16 protein-coding genes are annotated in these 18,208 nt (G+C 72.4%); 9 read left to right on the forward strand and 7 right to left on the reverse strand.

Going from position 1 to position 18,208, the window contains the following annotated elements; genetic code table 11:
- Positions 1 to 198: 198 nt before the first annotated feature.
- On the forward strand, positions 199 to 1,674 hold the full coding sequence (locus tag OG199_RS39970; RefSeq protein ID WP_405833768.1) for an MFS transporter: 1,476 nt from the start codon (positions 199 to 201) through the stop codon (positions 1,672 to 1,674).
- 22 nt (positions 1,675 to 1,696) lie between these two features.
- On the opposite strand, the gene OG199_RS39975 is transcribed toward OG199_RS39970, so the two are convergent.
- From OG199_RS39975 to OG199_RS39995, 5 genes are all read right to left on the reverse strand, one after another.
- A complete protein-coding gene (locus OG199_RS39975) occupies positions 1,697 to 2,527 on the reverse strand; it encodes a ribonuclease BN (protein WP_405833770.1) in 831 nt (276 codons plus the stop codon).
- 380 nt (positions 2,528 to 2,907) lie between these two features.
- Complete coding sequence (gene secD / locus OG199_RS39980; protein ID WP_405833772.1) at positions 2,908 to 5,181, reverse strand: protein translocase subunit SecD; 2,274 nt, start codon at positions 5,179 to 5,181, stop codon at positions 2,908 to 2,910.
- Positions 5,182 to 5,256: 75 nt separating this feature from the next.
- Positions 5,257 to 5,808: a hypothetical protein gene (locus tag OG199_RS39985; protein WP_405833774.1), complete on the reverse strand. Its 552-nt coding sequence runs from the start codon at positions 5,806 to 5,808 to the stop codon at positions 5,257 to 5,259.
- A gap of 67 nt (positions 5,809 to 5,875) precedes the next feature.
- Positions 5,876 to 6,535 carry a response regulator gene (locus tag OG199_RS39990; protein ID WP_401803796.1) on the reverse strand — a complete coding sequence of 220 codons (660 nt, stop codon included), beginning with the start codon at positions 6,533 to 6,535 and terminating at the stop codon, positions 5,876 to 5,878.
- A gap of 2 nt (positions 6,536 to 6,537) precedes the next feature.
- Positions 6,538 to 7,491: a HAMP domain-containing sensor histidine kinase gene (locus OG199_RS39995; protein WP_356804719.1), complete on the reverse strand. Its 954-nt coding sequence runs from the start codon at positions 7,489 to 7,491 to the stop codon at positions 6,538 to 6,540.
- Between the two features lie 294 nt (positions 7,492 to 7,785).
- Here OG199_RS39995 and OG199_RS40000 point away from each other — a divergent pair, with 294 nt between their 5' ends.
- From OG199_RS40000 to OG199_RS40035, 8 genes are all read left to right on the forward strand, one after another.
- The gene (locus OG199_RS40000; protein ID WP_405833776.1) at positions 7,786 to 8,112 is read left to right on the forward strand and encodes a TraR/DksA C4-type zinc finger protein; all 327 of its coding nucleotides are present in this window, start codon (positions 7,786 to 7,788) and stop codon (positions 8,110 to 8,112) included.
- A gap of 99 nt (positions 8,113 to 8,211) precedes the next feature.
- Positions 8,212 to 8,586, forward strand: a complete 375-nt coding sequence (locus tag OG199_RS40005) for a TraR/DksA family transcriptional regulator (protein WP_405833778.1) — start codon at positions 8,212 to 8,214, stop codon at positions 8,584 to 8,586.
- Positions 8,583 to 9,410 (forward strand): rod shape-determining protein, encoded by an 828-nt coding sequence (locus OG199_RS40010; RefSeq protein ID WP_405833780.1) that lies wholly within the window; start codon positions 8,583 to 8,585, stop codon positions 9,408 to 9,410. The genes OG199_RS40005 and OG199_RS40010 overlap by 4 nt, the downstream gene beginning before the upstream one ends.
- Before the next feature lie 112 nt (positions 9,411 to 9,522).
- Positions 9,523 to 10,161 carry a hypothetical protein gene (locus tag OG199_RS40015; RefSeq protein WP_405833781.1) on the forward strand — a complete coding sequence of 213 codons (639 nt, stop codon included), beginning with the start codon at positions 9,523 to 9,525 and terminating at the stop codon, positions 10,159 to 10,161.
- A gap of 277 nt (positions 10,162 to 10,438) precedes the next feature.
- Positions 10,439 to 12,412 carry a CASTOR/POLLUX-related putative ion channel gene (locus OG199_RS40020; protein ID WP_405834820.1) on the forward strand — a complete coding sequence of 658 codons (1,974 nt, stop codon included), beginning with the start codon at positions 10,439 to 10,441 and terminating at the stop codon, positions 12,410 to 12,412.
- Between the two features lie 121 nt (positions 12,413 to 12,533).
- Positions 12,534 to 13,079 carry a TetR family transcriptional regulator gene (locus OG199_RS40025; RefSeq protein WP_401803521.1) on the forward strand — a complete coding sequence of 182 codons (546 nt, stop codon included), beginning with the start codon at positions 12,534 to 12,536 and terminating at the stop codon, positions 13,077 to 13,079.
- Between the two features lie 260 nt (positions 13,080 to 13,339).
- The gene (locus OG199_RS40030) at positions 13,340 to 14,326 is read left to right on the forward strand and encodes an alpha/beta fold hydrolase (protein WP_405833783.1); all 987 of its coding nucleotides are present in this window, start codon (positions 13,340 to 13,342) and stop codon (positions 14,324 to 14,326) included.
- Positions 14,327 to 14,471: 145 nt separating this feature from the next.
- Complete coding sequence (locus tag OG199_RS40035) at positions 14,472 to 16,028, forward strand: hypothetical protein (RefSeq protein WP_405833785.1); 1,557 nt, start codon at positions 14,472 to 14,474, stop codon at positions 16,026 to 16,028.
- Between the two features lie 73 nt (positions 16,029 to 16,101).
- Here OG199_RS40035 and OG199_RS40040 read toward each other — a convergent pair whose 3' ends face one another.
- Entirely contained in the window at positions 16,102 to 17,709 is a 1,608-nt protein-coding gene (locus OG199_RS40040) for a cation acetate symporter (protein ID WP_405833787.1), read from the reverse strand.
- Positions 17,706 to 18,140, reverse strand: coding sequence for a DUF485 domain-containing protein (locus tag OG199_RS40045; protein ID WP_405833789.1), 435 nt, complete (start codon positions 18,138 to 18,140; stop codon positions 17,706 to 17,708). Before OG199_RS40045 ends, OG199_RS40040 begins: the two co-directional genes overlap by 4 nt.
- Between the last annotated feature and the right edge of the window lie 68 nt (positions 18,141 to 18,208).

Genomic DNA, 18,208 nt, shown 5'->3' on the forward strand with positions numbered 1-18,208 from the left:
AGTAATCGACGAGGTCTTCCCCGGAAATGGAACCACGTGCCCGATCGGCGGGACGGTGGTCGTCGGTCGTCGGTCGTCGGTGGTCGGAAGCGGATCGCGCACTCGGTGGCCCGCCAACCGGCCGTACCGCGCACGACGGACCGCAAAAGACACACGGCGCACGACAAGCCGCGTATCGCACACCCAGGGGGGAGACACATGTCCCGCAGCACCGGTCATGGCACGCCGATCGACACCGGCCCGAAGGGTGGGGAGAAGGGCGGCCCGCCTGCCCCGAGCGCGTACCGGTGGCGGTGGCCCGCGCTGGCCGCGGTGCTGGTCGCCGAGGCGATGAACCTGCTGGACACCACGATCGTCCAGGTCGCGGGCCCGGTCATCCACACCGAGCTGGGCGGCGCGGAGGCCGCCGTTCCGTGGTTCAGCGCCTCCTACACCCTCGTGTTCGCGCTCGGACTGCTCACCGGCGCCAGACTCGGCGACATCGCGGGCCGCCGTCGTGTCTTCCGCGTCGGCGTCGCGGCGTTCGCCGCCATGTCCCTGGCGTGCGCGCTGGCGCCGAACGCCGAGGTGCTGATCGGGCTGCGCGCGCTGCAGGGCGGTGCCGCGGCACTGGTCATCCCGCAGACGTTCGGCCTGATCCGGGCGATGTTCGACGGCGACGAACTGCCCAGGGCGCTGGGCACGATAGGCCCGGTCATGGGTCTGTCGGCGGTCCTGGGTCCGGTACTCGGAGGGGTCCTGACCCACGCCGACCTGTTCGGCATGTCATGGCGCGCCTGCCTGTTGGTCAACCTCCCCCTCGCCGTCGTGGTGCTGTTCGTCGCGCGGCGACTGCGTGAGGACCACGCGCCGGTCCGGCCGCGACTGGACCCGGTGGGGACGGTGCTGGCGATGGCCGGCATCGCGCTGGTGGTGTGTCCGCTGACGACCGGCACACCGGGACCGGCCGGATGGACGGCGGCGTCCGTGGGCGCGGCCGTCCTGGTGCTGTTCGTCGCCCACCAGCGCCGCACCGCGCGCACCGGTCGGGCTCCGCTGATCGAACCGGCTCTGCTGCGCGGTCGCGCGTTTCCCGCCGCACTGGCCACCTCCACGCTCTTCTTCGCCGTCATGAACGGCGTCATGATCACCGTGGTGCTCCACCTGGAACTGGGTCTGCACCGCGGCCCGCTCACGGCGGGCCTGACCCTGCTGCCGTGGTCCGCCGGGCTGGCCGTCGCGTCGTGGGCCGCGGGCGCGTACCTGGTCCCGCGGTACGGGACCCGAGTCATGCACGCGGGGGTCGCCACCCTCGCCGTCGGGCTCGCCGGCGCGGTTCTCGCCTACCGGTCCGCCCCGCTCGACACGTACCCGGCGGCACTCCCTTACGCGCTCGTCGTCGCGGGCCTGGGCACCGGTCTGTTCACCCCGCCGTTCTTCGCCACCGCGCTCAGCGGTGTCGGTGCGCAGGAGACCGGTTCGGCGGCCGGGCTCCTCAACGCCGTCCAGCAGCTGGGCGGCACGCTCGGCGTCGCGGTGGTCGGCGGTGTGTACCTGGCCGCGGACGGCACCCCGCGCGGCGCCGCGCAGGCGGCGCTCGGCACGGCCGGGGCCGTCCTGGCGGCGACCGCGGTCGCCGCGGCCACGATGACGGCGCGGCCGCGGAACAGGGGCTACGACCGCGACCGGGCGTGAGACCACCGCCGACGCGCGGCCTTCACAGGGAGCGCCGCTCCAGGGCGTCGTGGATGTGGCGGCCCACCAGGGCTCCGCCGAAGACGACGAAACCGACGCCGATGAGCCACGACTGCACGACGAGAACGGTGCCGACGGTCCCGTAGCTGATCGCGTTGTTCACGATCAGCGGCGAGAACACGACGTACGAGAACCCGCGCAGACCGACCAGCCCCGCCATCGTGGCCACCGCGCCCGGCAACAGCGCCGACCACGCCACTCGCTCGCCGAGCAGGAAGTGCTGCCCCCACCAGAAGAAGAGGACACCGAAGAACACGGTGAGAGCGACGCGCACGATGGTCTCCGTGAGCCCGCCGACCAGCACCGCGCCGCTCTCCGCCTCGCTGAACAGGTACGCCGTCAGAGCGGCGAGCCACACCACGCGGCGCCACGCGTGGTGCCACGGGCCCGCGGGAATCTCCCAGATCCTCTCGTAGCCGTTCTGCACGCTCGCGGCGAAACTGACACCGAACAGCACGACGGCGAGCACACTGAAGACGCTGGTCGAGCTCAGCACCCTCCGCGGCGCCGAGAACAACTTCTCCACGGCGTCCGCCGGATGCCCCGACAGGCTCATGCCGTCGATCACCCACAGGGCGAATCCCCGGTGTTCGAAGGGGGCCGCCGCCGCGACGACGATCAGCAGCGGCGTCAGGGTGACCAGACTCAGTGCCGCGAACCCCATGGCCCGGTGCAGCAGCTCCAGTTCGCTGCCGTGCTGCCAGAGACGTCCGAGGGCCGAGTCGTGCCAGACGGCTCGCGGGGTCCGGCGCCGGCGTCGTCCGTTGCCTGGCGCGTCGGAGGAGCCCGTCATGTGCACCTCGCTTCCCGGCGCTTCCGAGGCCCTTGGCTGCCTCCCGCGCGCCGAAAGGCTCCCGGCATCTGGCGCTCCTTCCCTGAGCCGGCACCCACGGACAGCGGGGCCGGAGGTCCGGCCCAGCCGCCTGGGGGAACGTTGACGGTTTCCCGTCCCGCTCCCGGGCCAAACCCGCTCCGGCGGCCGATCACCCCTCCGGCGGGCGGTCCCCTTCGGCGAGGTCACCGTCGCGACGCGGAAGGCCTGGCCGGCGCGTCGTGTCACGACGAGGCAGCGTGCCCCGCAGCGGAGGGAGCCGGGCGCACCGGCGGTGGGCGCCGACGGACCCGACCTCATCGGCACGTTCCGTGAACTCGCCGCCGCCCGCCGTGTGTTGGTCAGGGGATTCCGCCGGGGGCGACCTTGCGCGCACGGCGTGCGGGACGCCGGGGCCGGCCACGCCGGTGCAGTTCGATCGCCACGGGGACGGCCGTGAAGACGGAGGAGTACGTGCCGACCGCGAGACCGATGAGCAGGGCGAGCGCGAAGTCGGTGAGCGAATCCCCGCCGAGGACGGCCAGCGCGGTGAGGATGAGCGCCGCGCCCATGCCCGTGTTGACGGTACGGGGCAGCGTCTGCAGGATCGCGTGATTGGCCAGGTCCGGCAGCGGGCTCCCGGTGTCGCGCCGGAGCAGCTCCCTGATCCGGTCGAAGACGACGACCGAGTCGTTGACCGAGTAGCCGACGACGGTGAGCAGGGCGGCGAGGAAGACGCCGTCGACGGGCTTGCCGAGCCAGGCGAAGACGCCCACGAGGATGAGAACGTCGTGGGCGAGCGCCACGACCGCGGCGGTGCCGAACAGCCAGCGGAACCGGGCCGCGAGATAGAGCAGCTGGGCGCCGAGCGCCACCGCGAGCGCGATGAGCGCGTTGCGGCGCAGCTCATCGCCCAGGCTGGGGCCGATCAGCTCGTCGCGGACCTTGTCCGCACCCCCGCCGAGCGAGCCGATGGTCCGTGTCACCGTGGCCGCCTCGGTGTCGGTCAACTCCTCGGTGCGTACCGTGAGTCCGGTGTCGCCGGAGGACTGGACGACGGCTCGGGCGACGCCCGCGTCCGCGAGGTCGGCGCGGGCGCGTTCCGGGTCCACGGGGACGCCGGTGGCGTACTCCACCAGACGGCCTCCGGTGAAGTCGATGCCGAACTGAAGGCCGCGCACCGCGATCCCCGACGAGGCGAGGACGAGGACGGCGGCGGAGGCGGCCAGCCAGCGGCGCGGCCGGCGCATCAGATCCGGCCCGCGGCGCACGAGACGGTCGCGGACCCGGCCGGCTGTCGCGATTCCGGTGATACGAGGACGACGGCGCACCCACGTGCGGGACGCGGCGTGGTCGGCGAGCACCCGCGTGACCACCAACGCGCTGACCATGGAGGCGACGACGCCGATGCCGAGGGTGACACCGAATCCGCGCACGGGCCCGGAGGCGAGGAAGAACAGCAGTACGGCCGCGATCAGCGTGGTGACATTGGAGTCGGCGATCGCGCTGAAGGCGTTGCGGAATCCGGCGGTGAGGGCCGAGCGCGGACTGGGACGGTTCCGGGAGGTGTACTCCTCGCGGGCGCGTTCGAAGACGAGCACGTTGGCGTCCACGGCCATACCGATCGCCAGCACGAAGCCGGCCAGACCCGGCAGGGTCAGCGTGGCGCCGAGGAGAGCCAGGGCGGCGTAGGAGATCAGGCCGTGGCAGAGCAGGGCCACGGCGGCCAGGAAGCCCATCAGCCGGTAGACGGCGACGATGAACAGTGAGGTCAGGGCGGTGCCGATGGCCGCCGCCCAGGCGCTTGCGGTGACGGCGCGTGCGCCCAGGGTGGGCCCGACGGTGTGCTGTTCGACGGTCTCGACCGGTACCGGCAGGGCGCCGCCGTTGATGAGCAGGGCCAGTTCCCGGGCCTCGGTGTCGTCGAAGGAGCCGGTGATCCGCGTGGAGCCGCCGGGGATGCCCGTCCCGCAGGACACCGACGGGTCGATCTGAGGAGCGGAGATGATCCTGTCGTCGAGGACGATGGCGACGCGGCGCGCGGGGTCGCCCGCCGGCCGGCAGGCGGCCTTTCCGGTCAGCCGGGCCCACCGGTGACGGCCCGCGCCGTCGAAGTCGAGGGTCACGTGCCAGCCGGCCCCCGTCTCCTGGTCGAAGCGCGCCGCGGCGCCCTTGACGTCCTTTCCGGTCAGGGCACTGTTCCCGGCGAGGCGGAGAGGGTGACCCGACTCGTCGGGCAGGACGAGGTCCCGGGCGTCCTCGCGCCGGTCCGCGGGTCCGCCCACCGTGCCGAGCACCGGGTGGAAGGTGAGCTGAGCGGTGCGGCCCAGCACATCGGCCGCCTCCTTGGGATCCCGGACGCCCGGCAGCTCGACGATGATCCGGTTGCTGCCGGAGCGGACGAGGGTGGGTTCGGCGACGCCGAGCGCGTCGACGCGTCCCCGCAGCACCTCCAGCGTGCGGTCGGTGGCCTCGCGGCCGGCGTGGGTCGTCGGCGTGGAGCGGGTTTCCAGCACGATCTGGGTGCCGCCGCGCAGATCGAGTCCGAGACGGACCGGCACGGTGCGGGCGATGTACAGCGATACGGCGATCAGGGCGAGGGCGAGCAGCGCCCTCACCCGGGCGGAGCGGATCAACGGTGGCCTCCGGCGGGCACACCGCGACCGCGGTCGGCGCGGTCGCGGCGAACGAACGGGGAACGGGACGGGTCGTCAGGTGCCGGAAGACGCGGGAGGTGCCCGCCCACGGTCGTGAACCGCGGGAGCGGCGGAATGGGGCGCGGGGCCGGAGAGGCGGGGTGTTCGCACGAACGCGACCGGGCGGACAGCCGTCGCGTCGGCGGTGGTGGCGAGGTGAACGGGCGGCGCCGGCCGCTCACCGTCGAGCGCGTGGCGACCACCGGCCCGGGTGGAGCAGACGGCCGCGCACTCCTCGTGGGCAGGGGGGACGACGCCGGGACGGTGGTCGGTGGTGTCCGGGAAGTGAGCGGGGGTGGCCACGGTCGTGCCGGGAGGGTGGTCGGCGGCGTCCGGACCTGGAGGGTGGTCGGCCGCGTTCGGGCCGGGGCGGTGGTCGGGCGCGGTCATGAGGGCGTGGAGGCCGGCCGAGGCGGCGTCGCCTCCCGCCCGGTCCGCCCGCCCTGCCGGTGGAGCGCCCACGGCGAACGTGGTGAACAGCGCCAGCAGGACGGCCACCAGTACGGTGCGGGCCATGGGGCGCCGGTCACCGGTCACGCGACGACCGGTGCGCGAGGCGTCGTGCATGCACCGTCCTCATTTCGTGATGGCGGCCGGGTTCCGTGGTGGCGTCCGGCGGTGCGGCCGAGGCCGGTCAGGGTTCGACGAGACCGGCCCGGATGGCGTAACGGGTGAGCTCCAGACGGTCGCGCAGGCCGAGCTTGTGCAGCAGGTTGGCGCGGTGCCGCTGGACGGTCTTGACACTGATGAAGAGGAGGTCGGCGATCTCCTTGGACGAGTGCCCTTCCGCGACGAGTTTGAGGACCTCCTCCTCACGGGGCGTCACCGTCTGGCCGGAGAGATCCTCGCCGTGACGGACGCGGTCGAGGTAGTTGCGGATGAGGGCGGCGACGGCGCCGGGGTAGAGAAACGGCTCGTCGCGCATCGCGGTCCGGCAGGCGGCGACCAGGTCCCGGTCCGCGACCGACTTCAGCACGTAGCCGCAGGCCCCGGCCTTGAGGGCCTGGAAGAGGTACTGCTCGTTGTCGTGCATCGTGAGCATCAGGATGCGCAGGTCCGGCTTCAGCGACGCCAGTTCGCGGGTGGCCTGCAGCCCGGTCAGGCGGGGCATCGCGATGTCCAGGACGGCTAGGTCGATGTCGTGGGTGCGAGCCATCCCGATCGCCTCCGCGCCGTCCCCGGCCTCGGCGACCACCTCCAGGTCCGGTTCCCGGTCCAGGATCAGCCGCACCCCGCGCCGTACCAGCGCATGGTCGTCGGCGAGCAGGATACGGATCCTGGTGGGTCCGGTCATGGTCACGGCCGCTTCCCGGGGACCGGCGCGGTCAGTCGGATCCGGGTACCGGTGCGGGCCGCGGGACTGATGTCGAGGGCGGCCCCGATGAGCAGGGCACGTTCGCGCATGCCGCGGATTCCGGCGCCCTCGCGGACGGCCTCGATACCGCGGCCGTCGTCGGCGACGGCCAGCACCACGGCGCCGTCGGTGTGACGCAGGCTGACCTCGGCCCGTTCGGCGTCGGCGTGGCGGGCCACGTTCGTCAGGCTCTCCTGCGCGACCCGGTAGAGAACCAGTTCCGTCTCCGGCTCCAGGGCGGGCAGGTCGGCGTCGAAGTGACGCAGTACGCGCAGCCCGGTATGGGTGGCGAAGTCGTGGGTGAGGGAGGTCATGGCACTGACCAGACCGAGGTCGTCCAGAACGCCGGGGCGCAGCCGCCGCACCAGACGGCGGACCTCGTCCAGGCTTCCCCGGGTGATCTCCTGGGCCTGGAGCAGCTCGTCGCGCAGCGGCCCGTCCGCGTCGTCCGCAGCGCGCTTGAGGGCCAGCAGGATCGCGGTCATGCTCTGGCCCACCTCGTCATGGAGCTCATGCGCGATACGGCGCCGCTCGGCCTCCTGGGCGAGCAGGACGCGGGCGCTGCTGGTGGCCCGTTCCTGTTCGAGGCGGTCGAGCATGGCGTTGAACGTGCGGATCAGCTCGGCGACCTCACCACCGCCCTTCGCGGGCAGCCGTTGACCGGGGCGCAGCAGGTCCACGGTGGTCATCAGCCCGGTCAGCCGGACCAGTGGAGCAAGACCCCAGCGCAGCAGCGCGGCGTTGGCGACCAGCATGACCACCAGGCCGCCCACCAGGATGACGGCCTCCGTCAGCACGACCGGCACGGAGACGGTCACCGGAGCCCAGAGCAGCAGCGCGGTGGCCGTACCCAGCACCACCGCGTTGAGCCCGAAGATCCGCCAGAACAGGGACATCGCGGGTTGAGCCTCCTTCTGTGACGCGGCCTGCACGGAGGGCATCGCGCACCCCGGACGACGTGCGGCCCCGGTTCCCGATCCGGCCTGCCGCCAGCCTGCGTGTCCCGGGCGGCCGGGTCCATGGGGTCCAGCGCCCATTTCCCGAGGCCCGGACCACCCATGCCCGTACGGCGTGGATGCCCCGACCCCGCGCGAATGGAGCCTGCGCCCTATGGGGTTCCGCGGTCCGGAGGACCAGGCTGAAGGCATGCCGCACCCCCTGCTCAGCAGGCCCCGCGAAAGGAACGCACCATGTCGCTCGACGTCCCCCGAACCGAACCGAGCCGCGACCGTCCGACGGCTCAGGAGACCCGCAGGCGTCTCGAGCACGCCCGGGGGACCAGGCTGACGCAGCTGCGGGCGCTCACCGACACCGGCCTGACGGTCGAGGACCATCTGACGTCCGCACAGAAGCACTCCATCGAACGCGTGCTCAAAGAGATCGACGCGGCCTTCGCCCGTATCGAGGACGGCACGTACGGAACCTGCCTGGGCTGCGCCAAGTCCGTCCCGGCGGAGCGCCTGGAGATCCTCCCGTACGCAGGCCACTGCGTCGCCTGCCGGCGCCGCGCCACCTGACCGCCGTCCGTCCCGCTCCCGTCCCCTTCCTCCCAATCCCGTCCCCTTCTCCGACACCCGTCCTGCGACTCCCGTCAACTGCCCTGCCCAAGGGGTGAAGTGGTGAACAACCAGATCATCGGCGCCCGCGACCCACATCTCGCGCCCGAGGACCTCGACCTCGTGGCGCTCCGCGAGAACCTGCTCGAGCAGCGCCTGTTCCGCCAGGAGCAGCTGCGGCAGATAGCCGCCACGTCCTCCGCGGACGCGCCGCCCGGACAGCGGGCCGTCCCGCAGGCCGAGGTCCGCGTCCAACTCGCCTTCTGCGCCCGCATGGTCCTCGCCGACGTCGACGCCGCCCTCGTCCGCATGGACGAGGGCGGGTACGGCGCCTGCGCGCTGTGCCGGCGTCCGATCGGGAGCGAGCGGCTCGCGATCGTGCCGCAGGCCCGCCACTGCACCCGCTGCCAGCAGGTCAGGGAGGCCGGCCGGTGACCACGACACGCCGCCTCCGTGGCGGAGCCCGTCCCGCCCGGCACCGGCCGTGGCCCCTCTGCCGGAAGTGCTGCGGGATTGCTCTCGACATGGGCAGTACCCGCACCCGCGCCTGGATCGCGGGCCGGGGCCTGGTCCTCGACGTCCCCACGGTCACCTTTCCGGGTGCCGGCGTCGTGTACCCGATCCAGCGCGGCGCCATCGTCGACACCGCTGGAGCGGCCCGGATGCTGGACCGGCTGCTCGGCCACCGGCTGCCCGGCGGCACCCGCCCGCTGATCGTCGTGACCGCACCCGTACTGGACGGCGTCGCCTACCGGACAGCGGCTCGCGCGGCCGTCGAGGTACTGCGGCCGCGCGGCGTGATCACCGTCCCCGGCGCCCGCGCCATCGCGCTGGGCGCGGGCGCCGACCTGTCCCGGCCGCTGCTCGTCCTGGACATCGGCGCCCACCTCACCGAAGTGGTGCTCCTGGCGGACGGCGCCGTCGTCGACGCGCACCGCACCGCCCTGGGCACCGGCGACCTCGACACCGTCCCGGCGTCGCGCATCAGTGAGGCGGTGGCCGCCATGGTGACCACGATGCTGCGCCAGGACCGTACGTCACTCACCCTCGACGCCCTGGCCAGGGGCGCACTGCTGGCCGGCGGAGGTGCGCTGCGCCCCGAGATCACTTATCGCCTCACCCGCGGGCTCCGCACGCCCCTGCGCACCGTCGCGGCCCCGCACACCGCTGCCGTCCGCGGGGCGGCGGCGCTCCTGCAAGCCGCCCATGCCCATCCCTCCGTGACCGGATCCGTCGCCTCGGCGGCGGACCGGCCGTGACCCGCGCCCCGTCCCCACTTCCCGTCGTGCCAGGCCCCGCCTCCGCGTCACCAAGCGCGGGCCGCACCGCCGCGCCCCGATCCGGCTGTCCAGCCGGGGAAAGGAGGACACCATGGCAGGCGGCACCCCCGAGGCACAGTCGCCCGCTGAGGATCCCCCTCCCGAAGACCTTCCGCGCGTCATGCTGTGGAGACTGCGCCGCAGTCCGCTGCGGCGCCGCACCGACCTGCTGCAGGGGTGGATCGGCATCGGACTGCTGCTGGCCGTACTGGCGGCGGCCCCCGCCGCCATGTTCCTCGTCGGCGACACCGCCTACCGCCACTACAAGCGCACCGCCGAGCACCAGCAGCAGGTGAGACAGCCGGCCCGCGCGGTCCTCGTCCAAGACGCCCCACGCCACCCCGAGCCGGGGTCGACGGAGGAGAAGGAGAGCCGCTACCCGGTCCGCGTCCGCTTCACCGACCCCACCGGGCACACACGCACCGCGAAGACCGGGGTGCGGCCAGGTCTGACCGAGGGCAGCACCGTCCGGATCTGGTCCGACACCCAAGGACGGCTCACCGGGCCGCCGCTGACCACCGACCAGATCCGCAGCCGCTGCATGGGCTGGGCGATCACCGCCGCCCTGGCCGTCACCTTCCTCGGGGGCGTCGCGTACGGCATCACCGACCTCGTACTGCGGCGACACAACCTGGCCGCGTGGGACACGGCCTGGGCCGGCACGGCACCACGCTGGACGGCCGCCACCTGACCGGCCGCGGATCGCGGCCCGGTGCGGATCCGGACGATCACCGGGCGAGGGCGCACTCCGAGGCACCCGCCACCAGGTCCGCCGCCTCGACGCGGCGTCTGCCCGAAAGAATGAATCGCCTCCCGATTCCCGCGTGTCCCGGAGCCGGAGACCTCACTGTGAGGCGGCGGCCCGGCAGCGCCGTGCCGCCGGCGCGGCACGGCGGACGTGCGTCCGGCACGGGCCGTCGCCGCGGTGACACGGTACGAGGACTAGGGGTGGGGTGGGATTGGAACGGCTGGAGGAGCCGCGGCCGGTCACGTTGCAGGAGCGGGCGCGCTACCGGTTCGACCGTACGCTGGCCCGCAGTACGGGCACCCTGATGGGCTGGCTGGTGATCACTTGCCTGGCCGTCGTGGTCCCGGTGAGCGCGCTGCTGGTGTGGACGGACCCCGGTTCCCCGCGCTCGCTGCCGGGGCGGCTGACGGCGGTGTGGCGGACCAGCGCGGAGACGCTGCGCCTCGGCGCGGTGACGGGCACCCCGTTGCGGATGCTGCTCGCGGCCCTGCTCGGGCTGGTCGCGCTGCTGTGCGTGTCGACTCTCGTCGGGGTCATCACCACGGGTCTGGCCGACCGGCTGGCGGAGCTGAGCCGCGGCAGGTCGACGGTGATCGAGGAGGGCCACGCCGTCGTCCTCGGCTGGTCGGACCAGGTGGCCACGGTGGTCGGCGAACTGGTCGCCGCCCAGGCCGCGCACCGGCCACGGGCCATCGTCCTGCTCGCCGACCGGGACAAGACCGAGATGGAGCGTGCGCTGGCCCTCCGGACCGGGACGCCGGGCCGTGTCCGGATCATCTGCCGCAGCGGCCCGGCGAGCGACCCCGACGTACTCGCGCTGGTCAGCCCGCGCACGGCGAGCACCGTGCTGGTCCTGCCGTCCGGGGAGCCGGCGGCCGACGCCGAGGTCCTGCGCGTCCTGCTGGCCCTGCGAGCGGTCCTGGGCGACGGGACGGGAGGGCCGCCGGTGCTGGCCGCCGTGCGGGACGACCGCTACCGCGCACCGGCCCGACTGGCCGCCGGCGCACGGGGCACGGTCCTGGAGACCGACACCGTCACGGCGAGGCTGATCGCGCAGTGCGTCGGCCGCCCCGGGCTCTCCGTGGTCCTGCGTGACCTGCTGGACTTCGCCGGCGACGAGTTCCACCTCGCCGACAGCTCCGCGTTCCACGGGAGCCCCTTCGGTACGGTCCTGCTGGGCCACGCCACCTCCTGCGTGGTCGGGCTGCTCACCCCCGAGGGACGTACGCTGCTGAATCCGTCCGCCGGCACCGTCGTCGCGCCGGGAAGCCGCCTGATCGTCCTCACTCGAGACGACGACACGACACGGCCCGAGGACTGCCGGCACCTCGTCGACCGGGCGGCGATCGTCACCGATCCGCCACCCCCGGAGGACGCCGCCCACTTGCTGCTGCTCGGCTGGAACCGGCGGGCGCCTCTCGTCGTGGACCAGTTACGGCGCACGGCCCGCCCGGGTTCGGTGCTGCACGTGATCACGGACCGGGCCGTACCGGGACCGGCGCGGGAACCGGAGACCGCGGCCGCCGCCCGGCTGACGGTGCGGTTCCAGTCCGCCGACCTGTCGCGGCCCGAGACCCTGCTCGGGCTCGACCTCGCCCCGTACGACGGGATGGTCGTCCTCGGCCCGGATCCGGGGGACGGGCCCGACCGCCCCGACGACCGGACCCTGGTCACCCTGCTGGCCGTGCGGCTGCTGGAGGACCGGACCGGACGGGAGATGCGGGTCGTCACCGAACTCATCGACGACCGCAACCGGCCGCTGGCACCCCTCAACCCGGGTTCCGACGTCATCGTCAGCGGCGAGCTGACCGGACTGCTCATGGCGCAGATCGCACAGAACCGCCATCTCGCGGCCGTGTTCGACGAGTTGTTCTCCGCCGACGGCAGCACCATCTGCCTGCGGCCCGCCGTGCACTACGTCCGCCCGGGCAGCGAGGCGAGCTTCGCCACCGTGGTGGCCGCGGCGCGCGACCGCGGTGAGTGCGCCATCGGATACCGCCGTCACGACCGGCGCGCCACGCTTCCGGACCTCGGGGTCCGGCTCAACCCCCACAAGGGGGAGCGGCGCGCGTGGAGCGCCGAGGACCAGGTGGTCGTCGTGGCGTCCGAACCGAGTGACGCCGCCGGCTCTTCCGGACCGGAGACGGACGAACTCCAGGCCGAGCGGGGTGACGCCACGCCGTATCGACAGTGACGAGAGGCGACTTCACGGGGGCGACCTAAGTGCAGCAGCCGTATGGCACCAGAGGAGACTGTTGCCTTATGGATGTAGATGAACGCGGGCTAATTACGACTGGTTGATATGCTCGCGAGTCATGAGAGCCGACGCCGCACGCAACCTGGCCGCGGTCCTGCGCACCGGGGCCCGACTTCTCGCCGACGACCCGAGCACCTCGATCTCGGCCATCGCCGCCGCGGCGGGCGTGGACCGCACCACCGTCCACCGCCGCTTCGCCACCCGTGAGGCCCTGCTCGACGCCGTGTTCCAGGCGAAGCTCGACTCCGCCGCACGGGTTCTCGACGAGGCCCGGCTGATGGAGGCGCCGGTGGCCGTCGCCCTGCACCGCTACGTCGAGGGGATCATCCCGGTCAGCCGGGAGTGGCCCGTCGACACGCGCCGCATGATGCAGGCGGACCCGAAGGCCCGCGGCCCGCGTGAGGAACAGAGCCGGCGACTGGACGCCTTCCTCCAGCGCGCGGCCGACGAGGGCTTTCTGCGCACCGACATCCCGGGGGCGTGGGCGAGGGGCGTCCTCGACGACCTGGTGGACAGCGCCGCTCACCGATTCCCCGACGTCGAGCCTCCGCAGGCGGCGGACCTGGTCGTGGACCTGTTCCTCAACGGCCTCGGCAGGCCCTGACCTCGCACCGGTCCGCGCACGCGGGAGCCCGGGAGTCCGGAAGCGCTCCCGAGGATCCACGGCCGATATCCCGCGTACGGACACGAATGGCCGTGTCCGCCGGTTTCCTGTTCGCCGCGATCGTCCCCGACCACGGCCATGAGCCCGTTGTCACCCCGATGCCGCGCACATCTCACCCGGTTGGACCGCGTGGCCGGGCTCGGCGGAACGGACGCGTGAACGATCTGGTGCCGTAGGCATCAAGAGAAAGCGAGAACGGCATGCGGACATCTGCGGTATCTGGCTCGCGACGCCGAATACGGCGCTCCCGCACAGCGGCGGCCGGGTGCGCCGTCGCCGCCCTGTGCACGGCCGGGGTGGCCCCGGCCGTCGCGGACGGCGGCGCGAAGCCCACCATCGTGCTGGTGCACGGTGCCTTCGCGGACGGCTCCAGCTGGAACGGAGTGATCGAACGGCTCGAGAGCCGTGGGTACACCGTCATGGCTCCGGCCAACCCCCTGCGCGGGCTGTACAGCGACTCCACCTACATCGCCTCCGTACTGAAGAGCATCAAGGGCCCGATCGTGCTGGCCGGACACTCCTACGGCGGTGCCGTGATCAGTACTGCCGCGGAGGGCAACTCCCAGGTCAAGTCCCTGGTGTACATCTCGGCGCTGATGCCGGACGTGGGGGAGAGCGGCATGTCGCTGGGCGCCCGGTTCCCCAGCGCCCTGGGGAGCGCCACCGAGTCCGTGCCGTACTCGGCCGGCGACGGCGGCAGCGGGACCGACCTGTACCTCAAGCGCGACAAGGTGCACCCGGTGTTCGCCGCCTGCCTGCCGGAGAGCCAGGCGAACCTGCTGGGCGTCACCCAGCGACCCGCGGCCACCACCGCGTTCTCGGAGACGGCCAAGGTGGCCGCCTGGAAGACCATTCCGTCCTGGGCCCTCGTCGGGCGGCAGGACATGACGATCAACCCGGAACAGGAACGCTTCGAGGCCGAGCGTGCCCACTCCCACACCGTGGAGATCAACTCCTGTCACGTGTCCCTGATCGCGCACCCCGACGCGGTGGCCGACCTGATCGTCCAGGCGGCCGGCGCCGCCGCCGCCACCGCCGCCCAGCCGGGCCGCCCCGCACTGGCGAGCTCCGGTTCCGCCGGGCACGACCGGGAGTTGACCGGCCTCGGCGGGATCGCCGGCGCGTCGCTGATCTCCGGTACGGCCGCCGTGTTCCTGAGCCGACGGCTGGGACGCCGCACGCACTGACCCCGCGGCCGGCCGCGGAGCCCGACGATCGAGCCACGCTCGACGATCCATCAAGTACCGGGCCTCACCCCCTGTCGCCCCTGTGTGACTGAACGTACACTGACAAGTCATAGAACTTCGGGCGTGATTGACCGGGGGAGCCGTCATGTCCTGGGATCACAACGACATGCCTGGCACGTTCGTCGTGCCGCCGATGCCCACCGCACCGCCACCCGCTCCGGCGGACGCCTCGCGAGCGGTCGCGGTCGCGCTGCTGAACCTGTGCGGGCTGGGCCTGGGTTACGCGCTGTTGCGCCGCTGGGGCCTGATGGCCGTGTGCTGGGTCGCGACCGCGATCCTGCTCGTGGTGGCCCTGCCCGCGGACCCGGACGGCGTCCCCGGCGGCGCCGTCGTCCTCTACCTGGTGCTGCTCGGCCTCGCGGGTGTCCACGGAGCGGTCCTGGGCCTGCGCACCCGTCTCGTGTGGCCGCCGCGCGCGTGGCTCGCGATCGTGCTCGGGGTCGTCCTCCTGGCCGTACCGGCGGGAGGCGTCGCCCTGTACGGAAACGCGCGGGACAGGGCGACCGAGGCGATGCTCATGGACCGGCTGGAGCGGGCGGACAAGCTCGTCCGGGCCTCCGGGAAGCAGTCGTTCACCACGGCGGAGTCCGACTACCGCAGGGCACTGGCCGCCTACCGGGCTCTGCGCGGCGACCATCCCGGCTCGAAGGCCGCCGACCGTGTGCCCGACCGGCTCAAGACCTTCTACGCCACGGTCGGTTCGCCCTACGCCCAGAAGAACTACTGCGATGCCATAGCGCCCTTGAAGTACCTCCGTACGGTCCCGGGAACCATGGGCAGGAAGGAACTCGGGGCGCTGTCCACCTGGCCCGACGACCGGCTGGCCACCTCGCTCTACGAGTGCGCGTCACAGGCACTCGGCCACGGGGACGCGGACTGGACGACGCACTTCGGCGACCTCCTGTCGACCTTCCCGCGGTCCGCGCCGGCCGGGAAGGTGGAGCCCGCGGTGAGCGCGGAGGTCGACAGGGCCGTGCGGCATGTGGGCGGAAGCGACCCCTGTACGGCCGTCGAACACCTCAGGAGCCTCGGCACCCAGGTCACCGCACTCCCGGGTGAGCGGGCGGGTGTGGCCGCGGCCCTCGGCAAGGACGCCGACCGAGCGGAGACCAACGCGGACTCGGGGATGTACGCCTGCGGTGTGAGCCAGTACAAGGACAAGCGGTTCGACGAGGCCGTCACCACCATGAACGAGTTCGTCAAGAACAACCGGCACGCCAAGTACCGGGCCCGCGCACAGAAGATCGCCATCGCCGCGGAGATCGCCGGGACCGTGCCCGCGGCGGGCGCGCGGCTGCCTACGACGGCGTCCGGCGGCAGCATCGCCGTCACCGTCAAGAACGACAGTCCCGACGACATCACGGTGATGTACACGGGGCCCGTGACCGGCAGCTTCTCCCTCAAGGCCTGCGGGAGTTGCACCACCTACTCCCTCACCAGCACGCTGCTGGCAGGGTTCACGCCCTGCCACGACAGCGGAAAGAACTACCCGCAGCGGACCATCCGACTGCCGGTCGGCACCACGTACTTCGTCCACAAGTCCCAGACCGGCACGGGGAAGTCCCCCGCGTCGGACACCGCCAAACTGAGGCCCGGCTACCTCTACACCGAGTGCGCCTACATGACGAGCCTCGGCTACTGACAACGGGGGGCCGCTCGCACGCGGGCGGCGCCCAGGGGACCGGCGGCTCTCCGCGCGCCCCCACCTGTCACCGTCACCGTTTTGGTCTCGGCCCCGCCAGGATCAGACTTTCGATGGCCTCGTAACGACTGCGTTCGCGGGCTGCTCTGCGGCGTCCGGAGAGCACGCTGCCGAGCCATCCGAAGGCGAATCCCAGGGGGACGGACACCAGCCCCGTGGTGGTGAACGGGAACCAGTTGAAGTCCGCGTGGGGAAACGCGGACGTCGGTGAGCCGGACACGAGTCTGGTGCCCGGCATCAGCACGAGGACCGAGAGGGTGCCCCCGATGAGCGTGCTCAACAGGCCGGCGCGCGTGAAGTTGCGCCAGAAGAGGCCGTAGATCAGGGCCGGTGCGATCGCCGAGGCGCCCAGACAGAAGGAGAGGGTCGCGAGCGGCTGGAGGCTGCGGTGCTGGACCAGGGCGGCGAGTACGACGATCGGCGTCCCGACGACCACGGCGCAGACGCGGGCCAGCATCGTCTCGTGGTGCGGCGCCATGCCGGAGCCCCGGGTGGCGAACACGTCGTGGGCGAGGGAGTTGGCGCAGGCCAGTGTCATACCGGCCACCGAGGCGAGCAGCGTCAGGAAGATCGCCGTGGTGACCGTGGTGAAGATGAGGGTCTCCGCCCGCGACATGTCCGTACCGAACGCCGCCCGGGAGCTGAGCAGGTAGGCGGTGTGTCCCCACGGATCGGCTTTCGCGATGCCCGCCCGGCCGATCAGCGCCGTCGCGCCGATACCGATCACCGTCGCCACCGCGACGAACAGGGCCACCGACGACACCGCCCACGACATCGAACGCCGCACCTGACGTGCGCTCTTCGCGGTGTACATGCGCATCGTCACGTGAGGGAGGCAGGCGCCGCCCAGCACGATGGCCAACTGGGTGCTGAGCATGTCGAGGTGCGGATGCGGGCCGCCGGCGAACTCCAGCCCGCCGTGCAGGAACTGGTCCCGCGCACCACTGTGGTCGGCGGCCGCGCCGAACAGTGTCCCCGGGTTCCAGTGAAAGGTCCTGAGGATCAGTACCGCGACGGTGACTCCGGAACCGAGCAGCACGACCATCTTCAGGGTCTGGATCAACGCGGTTCCCCGCATCCCGCCGATGGCCGCGTAGGTGATCATCAGAGCGCCCACCCCGACGATGCAGCCGGTCTTCATGGTGCTGTCGGAGAAGCCGAGGATGAAGGCCAGGAGCTGCCCGGTGCTGGCGAGTTGCACGAGCATCATCGGTACCAGCGCCACGATGGTGACCGCGCACGCCGTGATGCGCACCGCGCGCCCGGGCATACGCCGGGCGAGGGCGTCGCCCATCGTGAACTTGCCCGTGTTCCGCAGGGGTTCGGCCAGCAGGAACATCAACAACAGGAGCGAGAGCAGGGTGCTGAGGGCCAGGACGACGCCGTCGTATCCGCACAGTGCGATGACCCCGCCGATGGTGAACACGGTCGCGGCCGAGATGTAGTCGCCGGCGATGGCGAGGCCGTTGCGGACGGGGGACAGCGATCGGTACCCGGTGTAGAACTCCTCGAGGTCGTCACTGTCGGGGCCGGTCAGTACGCACAGCAGGAGGGTCACGGAGACGGCGATGCAGAAGGCGACGAGGGACCAGGACCGTGCGGAGTCGCTGAAGGCCGTCATCGCTCCCGCTCCTGTTCGCCGCCGGCCCAGGGCGCCTGCCGGTTCACCCGGCGCGCCAGCGGGTCCACGTGGCGGCGGGCGGTGCGCTCGTACAGCGCCACGGCCAGCCAGGTGACGGGGAGTTGGCTGAGGGCGAGGACCAGGCCCGTCGACAGACCGCCTGTCACGGGCCTCGCCATGATGTCGGGGCGGCCGACGGAGAGAGCGAGGAAGAGGGAGAAGTAGCCGAGCGCCGCCAGTGTGGTGAGCCATCGCTGCCGGCGGTAGGCGCGGCGGAGGATCCGTAGGTCGCGGTGGTGTCCGGTCCAGGGGCGTGGCGGGGTCCCGCCGCGTAACGGTTCCCCGGAGGGAGCCGGGAGCGCGGGGGCGGGGGAGGAGTGCTGTCCGTGGTGGGGTCGGGCGGAGTTCGAAGCGGAGCTGTCGTAGGACATTCCGGGTCTCCTGGCGGGTTCGGTACCGACGGACATGGACCGCGCGAAGAGGTGGGGGGAGTTGCTCG

It is taken from the genome of Streptomyces sp. NBC_01176 (genome assembly GCF_045039825.1).
GTDB lineage: Bacteria > Actinomycetota > Actinomycetes > Streptomycetales > Streptomycetaceae > Streptomyces.

Bases quoted from the DNA above. Each gene is read 5' to 3' on its own strand.
- OG199_RS39970 (WP_405833768.1), top strand. From the start codon at position 199: ATGTCCCGCAGCACCGGTCATGGCACGCCGATCGACACCGGCCCGAAG.
- OG199_RS39975 (WP_405833770.1), bottom strand. From the start codon at position 2,527: ATGACGGGCTCCTCCGACGCGCCAGGCAACGGACGACGCCGGCGCCGG.
- OG199_RS39985 (WP_405833774.1), bottom strand. From the start codon at position 5,808: ATGCACGACGCCTCGCGCACCGGTCGTCGCGTGACCGGTGACCGGCGC.
- OG199_RS39990 (WP_401803796.1), bottom strand. From the start codon at position 6,535: ATGACCGGACCCACCAGGATCCGTATCCTGCTCGCCGACGACCATGCG.
- OG199_RS39995 (WP_356804719.1), bottom strand. From the start codon at position 7,491: ATGTCCCTGTTCTGGCGGATCTTCGGGCTCAACGCGGTGGTGCTGGGT.
- OG199_RS40000 (WP_405833776.1), top strand. From the start codon at position 7,786: ATGTCGCTCGACGTCCCCCGAACCGAACCGAGCCGCGACCGTCCGACG.
- OG199_RS40015 (WP_405833781.1), top strand. From the start codon at position 9,523: ATGGCAGGCGGCACCCCCGAGGCACAGTCGCCCGCTGAGGATCCCCCT.
- OG199_RS40025 (WP_401803521.1), top strand. From the start codon at position 12,534: ATGAGAGCCGACGCCGCACGCAACCTGGCCGCGGTCCTGCGCACCGGG.
- OG199_RS40030 (WP_405833783.1), top strand. From the start codon at position 13,340: ATGCGGACATCTGCGGTATCTGGCTCGCGACGCCGAATACGGCGCTCC.
- OG199_RS40035 (WP_405833785.1), top strand. From the start codon at position 14,472: ATGTCCTGGGATCACAACGACATGCCTGGCACGTTCGTCGTGCCGCCG.
- OG199_RS40040 (WP_405833787.1), bottom strand. From the start codon at position 17,709: ATGACGGCCTTCAGCGACTCCGCACGGTCCTGGTCCCTCGTCGCCTTC.
- OG199_RS40045 (WP_405833789.1), bottom strand. From the start codon at position 18,140: ATGTCCTACGACAGCTCCGCTTCGAACTCCGCCCGACCCCACCACGGA.